The organism is Luteococcus sediminum (genome assembly GCF_054783495.1).
Genome location: NZ_BAAGQL010000050.1, coordinates 21,480 through 33,858, shown reverse-complemented (window position 1 = coordinate 33,858; position 12,379 = coordinate 21,480). Strand labels below are relative to the sequence as shown.

The window sequence follows — 12,379 nt, the reverse complement described above, 5'->3', positions numbered from 1 at the left end:
CAGCCGGCCGTTGGCTCGTCGTCCCACACGATGAAGGGATCCACCTCACGCAACTGTTCGATGCCGATCGCCCCCATCCGCAAGACCTTGCCCATTGGCTCGCTGACGAAGTCGACGATGGTCGAGGGCGTCGGACCCGGCGTGGGTCCCGCGTCCAGGTAGACCGCGACGCTGTCCCCCAGCTGCGCGAGGGCCTCGTCGATGTCGGTCGAGGCGGGCTGTCCCGAGACATTGGCCGAACTGACCGCCAGGGGCCCGGTGCGGCGGAGCAGATCTCGGGTGAAGTCGTGGTCGGGCACACGCACGGCGATGGTCCCGCGGGTCTCCCCCAGGTCCATCCGCAGGTGCTGCTGTGCGGTGACGATCAAGGTCAGGGCGCCGGGCCAGAAGGCCTCTGCGAGCCGCAAGGCGTGCGAGGGCAGGTCCTCGGCCAGGGCCTCGAGCATGCCGGCCTCGGCCACGAGCACGGGGGGCGGCATGTCGCGTCCCCTGTGCTTGGCATCCAGCAATCCCTGGACCGCGGGGGCACTGAAGGCATCGGCGCCGATTCCGTAGACGGTGTCGGTCGGCAGCACGATGCATTCGCCCGCGGCGATCGCGGTCTGCGCCGCGGCCAGGGCCTCACCGGTCTCGGCCACGGCATCGAGGCGTCGCAACTGCTGTCCGGAGGTCGGGATCTGCTGCTCACTCACCCCGACATCCTGCCACGACTGGCCAACCGGGCGTCGCTCAGCGTCGACGTGCCGTCACGAAACGGGGGCGTCCGGCAAGGTCGCGCTCGTCCCTCACCTGGGTGAAGGCCCCGTTGTCCACGAAGACCTGCGGTGCGCTGTGCTCCTGCACCTCGGCATGTTCGCTGCACACCCAGCCACCGGGACGCAGCAGGCGGGCGGCGACGCCGGCGACCACCACGGTGGCATCCAACCCGTCATCACCCGACCACAGGGCCAGCGCAGGGTCGTGGTCACGCACCTCCGCAGTGACCGACTCCCAAGCCTCCAGGGGGATGTAGGGCGGATTCGCGATCACCAGGTCGACGGTGCCGTCCAGCTCGGCAAAGGCCTCGGCCATGTCTCCCTGCACCAGCTCGACGCCGGTGCCGGCCAGGTTCCGGGATGCCCAGGCATGGGCCTGCTCGTCGAGTTCCACCGCGTACTGCTCGGCGGTCGGCATCTCTGCGTGGATGGCCAGGCTGATCGCTCCAGAGCCGGCGCACAGCTCCACCACACGCGGACAGTCCAGCTCGGCCAGGCGATCCAGTGCCCAGCCTGTCATCACCTCGGTCTCCGGGCGAGGGACGAAGACTCCGGGCCCGACAGCAAGTCGGACGGTGCGAAACCATGCCTCGCCGGTCAGGTGCTGCACCGGGCGCCCGTCACGGCGCTGGCTGACCAGGTCATCCAGTCGGCCGATGGTGTCGGCGTCGAGGTCGGGAGCCACCAGCAGGCGGTTGGGTTCGATCCGCAGCACGTGCGCCACCAGGGTCCGCGCCTCGGCCTGCGGCGATGCCGTGCCGGCCGCAACGAGACGCTGCTGGACCTCGCGGACGGCTTGCGAAGCCCTCACTGCTCCTCCGGCATCTGGAGTCGCTCGGCCAGGTCGGCGGCCTGCAGCGCATCCACCAGGGGCTGCAGGGCCCCGTCGAGCACCTGGTCCAGGTTGTGCGCCTTGAAGCCGATGCGGTGGTCGGCGATGCGGTTCTCGGGGAAGTTGTAGGTGCGGATGCGTTCGCTGCGGTCGACGGTTCGCACTTGCGAGCGGCGGGCCTCGGAGGCGTCCTCGGCGGCCTTCTCCGCGGCGAGCGCAGCCAGGCGCGAGCGCAGGATCCGCATCGCCTGTTCCTTGTTCTGCAGCTGGGAGCGCTCGTTCTGGCAGGTCACCACCACGCCACTGGGCAGGTGGGTGAGGCGAACCGCGGAGTCGGTGGTGTTGACGCCCTGTCCTCCCTTGCCGGAGGAGCGGTAGACGTCGATGCGCAGGTCGTCGTCGCTGATCTCGACCTCGCCCTCGTCGTCGAGGTCGGGGGTCACCAGCACCCCCGCGGCCGAGGTGTGGATGCGACCCTGGCTCTCGGTGACGGGCACCCGTTGCACGCGGTGGACCCCGCCCTCGAACTTGAGCAGTCCGTAGGGCTGGTCGCCGCTGGCCGATCCCTTCACGGCGGCGGTGACGCTCTTGTAGCCGCCAAGGTCGGTGGTCTGTTCGTCAAGGAGCTCGACCTTCCAGCCGTGTGTCTCGGCGAAGCGCTGGTACATGCGCAGCAGGTCCGACGCGAACAGGGCCGACTCCTCGCCGCCCTCGCCCGACTTGATCTCGACGATCGCGTCCAGCCGGTCGTGCGGGTCGCGCGGGGCCAGCAGGGCCGAGAGCTGCTCGGTGAGCTGCTCCAGCCGCGCGCGCAGTTCGGTGGCCTCCTCGGCGAAGAGCTCGTCGACCTCGGACAGTTCCTCGGCGGCGTTCAGGTCGTCGGCGACCTGGTCGTACTGCGCGAGGGCCTTGATGATGGGGGTCAGCTCGGAGTATCTGCGCCCGATGCGGCGCGACCGTGCCATGTCCTGGTGCAGTGCGGGATCGCCCATCTGGGCCTCCAGCTGGGCGAATTCCTCGCGGATCGAGGGAGCCTGGTCGAACATGGTGCTCCTGTGCCCTGGCGGTCTCGGGCGTCGTTCGGGATGGAGGTGGGATCGGCCGCGATCCCGAGGGAAAAGGACGAGCGCTGGGGGCAGGTCTCCCTGCCGCCCAGCGCTCGTGGAAGAAGTTACTTCTTCTTGGCGTAACGACGCTCGAAGCGGGCCACGCGGCCACCGGTGTCGAGGATCTTCTGCTTGCCCGTGTAGAACGGGTGGCAGGCGGCGCACACGTCGGCGCTCTGCGTGCCCGACTTGCTGGTGCTGCGGGTCTTGAACGTGTTGCCACAGGTACAGGTGACCGTTGTCTCCACGTACTCCGGGTGGATTCCCTGCTTCATGTCATCTCCTAGGTATGTGATGCACCGGGTCGCCCTGACATGGACTCTGGACGTGAACCGGCACCGACGCACAATTATGCCGTGCTGGTGGGCACAGCGCCAAACCGGGCGGGGATATTCCCCACCCATCCTGCTTTGGTGCAAGGGGGCTGCAGGCGGCCCTTCCGTGCCTCGAGCGCAGCTCCGAACCGGTGAGGAGCGGTGCGCGCGCGAGGCGGCGGGGGTCCAAGGGGGCCGCAGGCGCCCCTTCCGTGCCTCGAGCGCAGCTCCGAACCGGTGAGGAGCGGTGCGCGCGCGAGGCGGCGGGGGTACAAGGGGGCCGCAGGCGCCCCTTCTCATTCAGAGGGCGTCGTCTTGCTGATCTGGACGAGGAACTCCGAGTTGTTCTGCGACTTGCGCATCTGCTTGAGCAGCATCTCCAGGGCCTGCTGGTCGTCCATGCCCGACAGGACACGGCGCAGCTTCCAGATGATCGCCAGCTCCTCGCGGCCCAGCAGCAGCTCCTCGCGACGGGTGCCGGAGGCATCCACGTCGATGGCCGGGAAGATGCGCTTGTCGGCGAGGTTGCGCTTGAGCCGCAGCTCCATGTTGCCGGTGCCCTTGAATTCCTCGAAGATCACCTCGTCCATCTTGGATCCGGTCTCGATCAGGGCCGTGGCCAGGATCGTCAGCGAGCCACCGTCCTCGATGTTGCGGGCGGCACCGAAGAACTTCTTCGGCGGGTACAGGGCGGCCGAGTCCACACCACCGGACAGGATGCGGCCCGACGCGGGAGCGGCCAAGTTGTAGGCGCGCCCCAGGCGGGTGATGCCGTCGAGCAGCACGACCACGTCGTGGCCCAGCTCGACCAGGCGCTTGGCGCGCTCGATGGCCAGCTCGCTGATCGTGGTGTGGTCGCCTGCGGGACGGTCGAAGGTGGAGGCGATGACCTCGCCGGAGACGGTCCGCTGGAAGTCGGTGACCTCCTCGGGACGCTCGTCGACCAGCACCACCATGAGGTGCACCTCGGGATTGTTCATGGTGATGGCATTGGCGATGTTCTGCATGATCATCGTCTTGCCGGCCTTGGGGGGCGAGACGATCAGGCCGCGCTGGCCCTTGCCGATCGGGCTGACCAGGTCCATGATGCGGCCGGTCATGTTGAGCGGCCCGTTCTCCAGGCGCAGGCGCTCCTGCGGGTAGAGCGGGGTGAGCTTGTTGAAGTCGGGGCGGTTCTTGGCCGCCTCTGGATCCCCACCGTTGATGGTGTCCAGGCGGACGAGCGGGTTGTACTTCTCCTTGCGCTCGCCCTCCTTGCCCTGGCGGATGGCACCGGTGACCACATCGCCGCGACGCAGGCCGTACTTGCGCACCATGTTCATCGCGACATAGGCGTCATTGCTCCCGGGCAGGTAGCCGGAGGTGCGCACGAAGGCGTAGTTGTCGAGGATGTCGAGGATGCCCCCGATGTTGAGCAGGACGTCGTCCTCGCTGATGACCGGCTCGTTCTCGTAGCGGTCCATGTTCTGGCCACTGCGGGTACCGCGGTTGCCGCGGTCACGCTGGCGACGGCGACGACCGCGACGCCCACCATTGCCGTCGCCGTCATAGTCACGCTGGTTGCTCTGGTTGCTCTGGTTGTTCTGGCGCTGCTGGGAGTCATTGCCACGACCTTGGTCGGACTGGCTTGCGTTGCCCTGCTGGCGGTCCTGCTTGTGACCGTCCTGAGCCTGGGATTCCTGCCTGCTGGCCTGGGACGGGGCACCGTCCTTCTGGCCGGACTGCTCCTGGGGCTGTGCCTGGTCGGCGCTGTCACCGCCACGGCGGTTGCGCTGGCGGGGCGCCTGGCTGCTGAGCTCGGCCAGACGTGCGCCGACCTCGGCGCCGACGTCGGCGGGACGCTCGGACAGCTCCGGAGGGGACTGCTGCTCACGAGCCTCGCGGTTGCGCTGCCGGCGCGGCCGCTGCTGGGACTGCTCGTCACCGTTCACCTGGCGCACCTGCTCGGTCGCCACTGGCTGCTCGACCGCGGAGGCGCGCTCCGCCTTCTGGGGCTGTTCGGTGGTGGGCTGCTCCTGCGGGGCGGCACTGTTGCGGGTGGCACGCCGGCGCGGGGCCTCGGCGGGGGCACCCCCCTGGAGGGCGGCAATCAGGTCCGCCTTCTTCAGGCCGGTGGTGCGGATGCCGCGAGCGGCCGCCATGGCCTTCAGCTCGGGCACGTTCTTGGACGCAAGGCCCCCGGAGGTGGATGCGGACTTGCCGGCTGCGGAGGGCTCGGCCACGTTCTCGGTCACTGCTTTCCTTTCGCGAACCGGGCGGGTCGGGGAATGGCAGCACTGTGCATGCCGGGCGTCGCCGGGTTCGAATCAGGTCGGGTCTCCGCGTCCACCGCAGGGGTGCCACGCGTCGAAGTCACTGTGGGGTGTCCGGGAGAGACGTCTCGCGGAACAGGGCGTCGTACCGACATGCACACGCACGACGACGAGGATGACTCATCGCGGTACGTCGGGGATCGGTCCCCCGCCCGGCTCCTGCCCATCCCGGGCGGATCAGGCACCTGACCTGTGAGGTGCTCGTCGAATGCAGGACATTCGACCTGCCAAGAGAATACCATCCGGACTCCTCGGCTCGCCACACCCGGCCCCCCGCGCGCAGCGCAGCTTCAGGAGACATGCGCAGCGCAGCTTCAGGAGAGTTGCACGCCGGGCCCCAGTTCCAGGTGGTGTCGCACGAAACCAGTCTGGTCAACGGCCTCGTGTGCCTGGAGTTGCTCGCTACGGCCGACGGCCAGGACGGTCGGCCCGGCTCCCGAGATGACGGCGGGGACGCCGTGGGCGCGCAGCTCGCCCATCAGGCGGGCCGAGTCGGGCATCAACGCGGCCCGACGATCCTGGTGCAGGAGGTCCCTGGTGCCGCGCAGGAGCTGCTCCGGGTCCGTGGTCAGGGCGTGGACCAGCAGGGCAGCACTGCTGGCCTGGGCGATGGCATCGGCCCAGGGCACCGTCTCGGGCAGCACGGCACGAGCACCAGCGGTGGGCACCTCGACCTCCGGAACCCAGACGATGCACCGCAGCCCCTCGGCCGGCTCCAGGCGCACCACCTGCACGCCGGGCCGCCCGTCGTCGCCGGGCTCCATGTGCCCGAGCACGATCCCGCCCAGCACCGCGGCGCAGGCATTGTCCGGATGCCCTTCCAGCTCGCTGGACAGACGGCATGCCCAGTCGAGGTCGAGTTCCTCCCCGGGCCGCGCCAGACCCCAGGCCAGGGCGATGCCCGCCACGATCGCGGAGGCAGACGAACCCAGCCCCCTGCTGTGCGGCACCACATTCGTGGCGACCAGACGCAAGCCCGGGGCCTCGTGGCCCAGTTCGTCGAGTGCCCGGCACAGGACACGCACCACCAGGTGCCGAGCGTCCAGCGGCACCTGGCCAGCTCCCTGACCGCTGACCTCGACCTCGAGCCCCTCGACCAGTACCTCTGCCTCCACCTGGTCGGACATGGTCAGCGCGAGCCCCAGGCAGTCGAATCCCGGACCGAGGTTCGCACTGGTGGCCGGCACCTCGGCCCGGGCCCGGCGACCGACCGGGAGCGCAGCGGGCGAGGTCATCTCAGTGACCCTCGACGCGCAGCATCGAGATCTCGCCGTGGGTGAAGGCGTGCGCCGCAAGCTCTGCGACCACCGCCTGGACATCGGACTCCTTCGCGACATGGGTCATCAGCGCCAACTCGGCCGTCGCGGGCTCCTTGCGGCTCGTCTGGGCCGTGGACTGGTCGACGGTCTGCACCGAGACATTGTGGCTCGCGAAGACCCCTGCGAAGGCAGCCAGCACCCCCGGCTCGTCGGAGACGGCCGCTCGCACCAGGTAGCGGGTCTCCACATCGCCCATCGGCGCGATCTCCCGGTTGGCATAGAGCGTCTCGGCCGGACCGGCCACGCCGCGCAGCCTGTTGCGGGCCACAGTGACCAGGTCGCCCATGACGGCCGAGGCAGTCGGCGACCCGCCAGCTCCTGGGCCCATGAACATCAACTGCCCAGCCTCGCGGGACTCGACGAAGATGGCATTGAAGGCGCCCTTGACGCTGGCCAGGGGGTGGTCCACCGGCACCATGGCCGGGTGCACCCGGGCGCTCACCGAACCACCCTCGGTGGTGGACAGGATCGCGAGCATCTTGACCACGCAGCCCAGCTTGCGCGCCGTGGTGATGTCCTGCGAGGTGACCCGCGTGATGCCCTCGCGGTGGACGTCGGTTCCCCGGACCCTGGTGTGGAAGGCCAGGGTCGCCATGATCGCTGCCTTCGCCGCGGCATCGTAGCCCTCGATGTCGGCGGTCGGATCGGCCTCGGCATAGCCCAGCTCCTGCGCCTGGCGCAGGGCATCGTCGAACTCCGCCCCGGTACTGGTCATCTGGTCCAGGATGTAGTTCGTGGTGCCGTTGACGATGCCCATCACGGTGGTGATCTCGTCACCGACCAGCGATTCGCGCAGCGGCCTCACGATCGGGATGGCGCCGGCGACGGCGGCCTCGTAGTACAGGTCGACGCCGGTGCGGTTGGCGCCCTCGAACAGCGCCTGCCCGTCCTGGGCGAGCATCGCCTTGTTCGCTGTGACGACCGAGGCGCCGTTGGCCATGGCGGTGAGGACCAGCTCACGGATGGGGTCGATGCCACCCACCAGTTCGACGACGATGTCGAGGTCGTCTCGGGCCACCAGCGACGCGGCATCAGTGGTGAACAGCTCCGGGTCAAGCCCGGCGTGGTCACGCTCCAGGGAGCGCACGGCGATCCCGACCAGTTCCAGACGGCGTCCGATCCGGTTGGTCAGGTCATCGGCCTGCTCGGTGATGACGCGCGCCACCTGGCTTCCCACCACCCCGCATCCCAGCAGCGCCACCTTGAGCGGCGGCAGTCGGTAGGGGTCGGTGGCCTCGAGCTTGTTCATGGGCATTCCTTGCTGGTCTGGCTGGCTATGGGCTGGTCTGGCTGGCTAAGGGCTGGTCTGGCTGGCTATGGGCTGGTCTGGCTGTGGGGGCGGGCGTGGTCTGGCGTGTCATTGGCCGACGTCGAGACGCAACAGGTCCTCGAGCGTCTCACGACGGATGAGGGTGCTCAGCTCACCCTCGCGCACGGCGACCACCGGCGGCTTGGTGAGCATGTTGTAGTTGCTGGCCATGGAGCGGGAGTAGGCGCCCGAGGCCGGCACCGCCAACAGGTCACCGGGGCGGATGTCGGCGGGCAGGAAGACGTCGCGCACCAGGATGTCGCCGCCCTCGCAGTGCTTGCCCACGACGCGACTCAGGACCGGTTCGGCATCGGAGTTGCGCGAGACCACGGCGGCCGAGTACTCCGCCGCATACAGCGCAGGACGGATGTTGTCGCTCATCCCCCCGTCGACGCTGACGTAGACCCGGTTCTGGCCGCCGTCGACGTCGACCACCTTCACCGTGCCCACCTCGTAGAGAGCCATCGTGGTGGGTCCGCAGATGGCACGTCCGGGCTCGATCGACATCGTGGGCACCGCGATGTTCCAGCCGCGGGCCTCGTGCTCGACGATCTCGCGCAGGTTCCTGGCCAGCGCGTCCGGCGTGGACGGGGTGTCGGCCTGGGTGTAGGCAATGCCGAAGCCGCCCCCGAGGTCGAGCTCGGGCAGCTCGGTGCCGGTGGCGGCGGAGAACTGCGCCAGCAGCTTCATCGTGCGACGCGCCGCCACCTCGAAACCGTGGGTGTCGAAGATCTGCGAGCCGATGTGGGAGTGCACGCCGAGCAGCTCCATGTGCTCGCTGTAGTGGCAACGCACCATCGCCACCATCGCCTGGCCATTGGTGATGCTGAAGCCGAACTTCTGGTCCTCGTGGGCGGTGGCGATGTACTCGTGGGTGTGAGCCTCCACACCGGTGGTGACGCGCACCATCACCCGGGCCGTCCAGCCGTTCTCGGAGCACAGCTGCTCGATGCGCCCGATCTCGTCGAGGGAGTCGACGATGATCCGCCCCACCCCGCTGGAGAGCGCATGTTCCAGTTCCGCGACAGACTTGTTGTTACCGTGCAGCCCGATCCGGGCCGGGTCCATGCCCCCCGCCAGTGCGACGGCAAGCTCGCCGCCACTGCACACGTCGAGGTAGAGGCCCTCCTCGCTGATCCAGCGGGCCACGCTGCGGGTCAGGAAGGACTTGCCGGCGTAGTAGACCTGCCACCCGGTGAAGGCGTCACGGAAGGCGCGGGCGCGCTCCCGGAAGTCGGCCTCGTCGACGACATAGGCGGGAGTGCCGACCTGGTCGGCGATCTCGCGCACGTCCAATCCCGCGACGCGGACGCTGCCGTCCTCCCCACGACGCACCTGGCTGCTCCACAGGGCGGGGTCGAGCAGGTTGAGGTCGGAGGGACGGTCCAGCCACTGGGGACCCGCAGTGGTGGCATCGGCATGGATCGAGCCGGCGACATGGGTATGGGTCATGCCACGATCCTCTCAGATCGGGCCGGCGCCCCCCGGCGGCGTTCAGAGCGTGACTGGTCCGCGGGTGCGCATGCATGCCCACCCGTCAAGGGCTGCTATGGTGTTCCGTGCCCCGTCGGTGAACAGCCCGGGGCGTGGCCCCCGTAGCTCAGGGGATAGAGCACCGCCCTCCGGAGGCGGGAGCGCAGGTTCGAATCCTGCCGGGGGCGCCACCGCTGCGCATGCCACGCCACGCAACGCCTCAGTCCCGGGCCCCGGCACGGCCCGTCCGAACCGGGAGCCCCGTGACCACGACCAATCCACGCCTGCGCCGGGTGGCTGCCCTGTGGGACAGTCCACGCCTCCAGGACGAGCACCTCGTGGCACGGCTGTGGCTGGCCAGCCGCCTCCTGGTGCTCGTGGAGTGGGCCGCCATGCTGTTCACCCTGGGCGACACCCGCTACTACTTCGAGAAGATCTCGAAGATGTCCGAACTCGGACCGCAGGCCACCATGGTGGAGTACCCCACCCCCGTGCTGTGGTTGCTGGAACTGCCGAACCTTCTGGCCTCCGGGCACCGGTGGGTCTACGTGGTCACTTTCTTCCTCCTGATGTTCCTGCTCGACGCCGCCTTCAGCCGCTCACTGTGGCGCCACGGCGGCCGACTTCGCGGCCAGGCGATGGCCTTCTGGATCGCCTTCGTGCCCCTGGTGGGCACCACCTCCTACCTACGTTTCGACATCCTCACCGCGGTCCTGGCTGGCTGGGCGCTGCTGCTGGCGGGACGCCGCCGACCCGCTTGGGCCGGGGCACTGATCGGAATCGGTGCGGCGGTGAAGCTGTGGCCCGCACTGCTGTGGCCCGCGCTGATGGGCTCCCGGCGGCCCGAGGACCGTGCCACCGCCCGCTGGCGCTCCACCCTCGGTTTCTGGGGGGCGGGTGGTGCGCTGGCCCTGGTCAGCCTGTGGTGGGCCGGCTGGGACCGACTGCTGTCCCCCTTGGGCTGGCAGGGTGAGCGCGGCCTGCAGATCGAGAGCGTCTGGGCCGGGTTGCCAATGATCCACCGCCTCGTCCAACCGCACGAGTTCTGGATCGCGGTCAGTGACTTCAATGCCTGGGAGATCTCCGGCCCCGGCACCGACCTGCTCCTCACCGGCGCGAGCCTGGCCACTGCGCTGGGGATCCTGGCCGTCGTGCTGGCCTATGTGCTGTGGCTGCGCCGTCCGGTGCAGCGCCCCGTCGAGGCAGCCGCGCTGATGATGCTGCTCGTCCTGGTGATGATCGTGGCCAACAAGACCTTCTCGCCGCAGTACCTGATCTGGCTCGGCGGTCCGCTGGCAGCCGCCTGGGCGATGGCCGGGCACACCGACGAGGGCAGCAGCACGGACCTCGCCGACCAGTCCGCGCTGCTGCGGATCAGCACCCTGACCCTGGCGGTCAGCCTGCTCACCCAGCTGGTCTACCCGATCGGCTACGCCTCCCTGGTGGGGCACCGGCCCGGCATGGTGCTCGCCACGGTGGTGCTGCTGGTGCGCAATGTGTCGCTGGTGGTGCTGCTCGGGCTGGTCGCCGGCTGGTGCTGGCGACTGATCACGGCGCCCTCCCCCACACCCAACTCCCCGGCCCCCGACGCGGAAGTACCCCGATGACCACCCACGACGCCCCCCGACGCAGCCAGTCCGAGGACCTGGCGCGACCCCTGCACGCCTGGCTCACCAGCCACTGGCCCTGGGTGGTGATCTGGCTGCTGACCCGCGGCCTGATGCTGCGTCACTGGGCCATGGACACGCAGTTCATCGTCAACGACGTGAAGTACTACTTCTCCCAGGTGGCCCATGCCCAGGGCTACCTCACCGTCCTGCGCGAGTACCCGTTGCCGATGGTCTGGCTGCTCGACGTGCTGCGCTGGCCGGCAGCCAACCAGGAGTCGCTCTACGTGGTGCTCTTCGCGCTGCTGATGGCGGTGCTGGACGCCCTGATGACGGTCGCCCTGTGGCGCTCGGGATCGAGGCTGGCCAGCATCGGCTGGATGCTGTTTGTGTGGGCGATCGGGCCACTGGTGTGGTTCCGCTATGACCTCCTGCCGGGCGTCGTGGTCGGTCTGGCCGTGCTCCTGGTGGCCCGCCGGCCAGCCACGAGCGGAGCCCTGGTGGCCCTGGGTGCCGGCATCAAGCTGTGGCCGGCCCTGCTGCTGGCGGCCCTTGTCGGCCGCTCCCCCGCCGCCCGCCTGCGACACCGCAGCTTCTGGGTCACCGGCCTGGGCCTGGCCCTGCTGAGCCTGCTGGCGGCCGGGCCCGTGCGCCTGGTCTCGCCCCTGACCTGGCAGTCCGACCGGGGCCTGCAGATCGAGAGCGTCTGGGCAAGCCTGCCGATGTGGCGTCGGGCGATGGGTGCCCAGAGTGCCGGGGGACAGCCCGACACGCGCTGGACGGTGCAGCTGTCACCCTTCAATGCCTTCGAGATCACCGGCCCCGGGGTGGCCCAGATGCTCACAGCGGCGTCGATCTGCATGGCCCTCGGCGTGGCCCTGGCCTTCGCCATGGGCGTGCTGGCCTGGCGACTGGACCCGCCGGCCCACGTGCGGGGCCTGGCCTGCCTGTCGATCGTCTCGATCATGCTGGTGGGCAACAAGACGCTGAGCCCCCAGTACATGTGCTGGTTGGGCGCCGTCAGCGCCGCCTGGCTCGCGCTGGCCCCGGCCGGACGCCAGCGGGTGCGGGCCATCGCCGTCGGCCTGGCCTGCCTGGTGCTGGCCTGGCTCACCCAGCAGGTCTACCCCAACCACTACCTCGGACTGATCTCTCCCAACTGGGCCGATCCCACGGTCACGTGGCAGCTGGTGGCACGCAACCTTGGGCTCGTCCTGCTCGCCGTGCTCACCACCAGCTGGGCACTTCTTGAACTTGTCCGCGCTCGGTTTGCCCAAGCCACCCGGGCAGCGACTACCATTTCATCAAGGTAGGCACAGGGGCCTGCCGTAGGCCAACACACACCGGAAAGA

At 69.3% G+C, this 12,379-nt stretch carries 9 protein-coding genes, 1 tRNA gene and 1 pseudogene; 3 read left to right on the top strand and 8 right to left on the bottom strand.

What is annotated here, in order from left to right; genetic code table 11:
• Positions 1 to 11 precede the first annotated feature (11 nt).
• The 8 genes and pseudogenes from ACYVKA_RS15545 to lysA all read right to left on the bottom strand — a co-directional run.
• A pseudogene (locus ACYVKA_RS15545) lies at positions 12 to 623 on the bottom strand (L-threonylcarbamoyladenylate synthase); the annotation flags it as partial.
• A gap of 106 nt (positions 624 to 729) precedes the next feature.
• Positions 730 to 1,566 carry a peptide chain release factor N(5)-glutamine methyltransferase gene (gene prmC, locus ACYVKA_RS15540; protein WP_460706804.1) on the bottom strand — a complete coding sequence of 279 codons (837 nt, stop codon included), beginning with the start codon at positions 1,564 to 1,566 and terminating at the stop codon, positions 730 to 732.
• The gene (prfA, locus tag ACYVKA_RS15535) at positions 1,563 to 2,633 is read right to left on the bottom strand and encodes a peptide chain release factor 1 (protein WP_460706802.1); all 1,071 of its coding nucleotides are present in this window, start codon (positions 2,631 to 2,633) and stop codon (positions 1,563 to 1,565) included. The genes prmC and prfA overlap by 4 nt, the downstream gene beginning before the upstream one ends.
• A gap of 125 nt (positions 2,634 to 2,758) precedes the next feature.
• Positions 2,759 to 2,968 (bottom strand): 50S ribosomal protein L31, encoded by a 210-nt coding sequence (rpmE, locus tag ACYVKA_RS15530; protein ID WP_394275875.1) that lies wholly within the window; start codon positions 2,966 to 2,968, stop codon positions 2,759 to 2,761.
• Positions 2,969 to 3,303: 335 nt separating this feature from the next.
• On the bottom strand, positions 3,304 to 5,241 hold the full coding sequence (gene rho, locus ACYVKA_RS15525; protein ID WP_460706801.1) for a transcription termination factor Rho: 1,938 nt from the start codon (positions 5,239 to 5,241) through the stop codon (positions 3,304 to 3,306).
• A gap of 392 nt (positions 5,242 to 5,633) precedes the next feature.
• The gene (thrB, locus tag ACYVKA_RS15520) at positions 5,634 to 6,554 is read right to left on the bottom strand and encodes a homoserine kinase (RefSeq protein WP_460706798.1); all 921 of its coding nucleotides are present in this window, start codon (positions 6,552 to 6,554) and stop codon (positions 5,634 to 5,636) included.
• Between the two features lies 1 nt (position 6,555).
• The gene (locus ACYVKA_RS15515; protein ID WP_460706796.1) at positions 6,556 to 7,887 is read right to left on the bottom strand and encodes a homoserine dehydrogenase; all 1,332 of its coding nucleotides are present in this window, start codon (positions 7,885 to 7,887) and stop codon (positions 6,556 to 6,558) included.
• Between the two features lie 108 nt (positions 7,888 to 7,995).
• On the bottom strand, positions 7,996 to 9,399 hold the full coding sequence (lysA, locus tag ACYVKA_RS15510) for a diaminopimelate decarboxylase (protein WP_460706794.1): 1,404 nt from the start codon (positions 9,397 to 9,399) through the stop codon (positions 7,996 to 7,998).
• Between the two features lie 137 nt (positions 9,400 to 9,536).
• Here lysA and ACYVKA_RS15505 point away from each other — a divergent pair.
• The 3 genes from ACYVKA_RS15505 to ACYVKA_RS15495 all read left to right on the top strand — a co-directional run bounded on the left by ACYVKA_RS15505 (position 9,537) and on the right by ACYVKA_RS15495 (position 12,340).
• Positions 9,537 to 9,611: transfer RNA gene (locus ACYVKA_RS15505), tRNA-Arg, on the top strand.
• A 72-nt stretch (positions 9,612 to 9,683) separates the two neighbouring features.
• A complete protein-coding gene (locus ACYVKA_RS15500) occupies positions 9,684 to 11,027 on the top strand; it encodes a glycosyltransferase 87 family protein (RefSeq protein WP_460706792.1) in 1,344 nt (447 codons plus the stop codon).
• On the top strand, positions 11,024 to 12,340 hold the full coding sequence (locus ACYVKA_RS15495) for a glycosyltransferase family 87 protein (protein WP_460706790.1): 1,317 nt from the start codon (positions 11,024 to 11,026) through the stop codon (positions 12,338 to 12,340). The genes ACYVKA_RS15500 and ACYVKA_RS15495 overlap by 4 nt, the downstream gene beginning before the upstream one ends.
• Positions 12,341 to 12,379 lie beyond the last annotated feature (39 nt).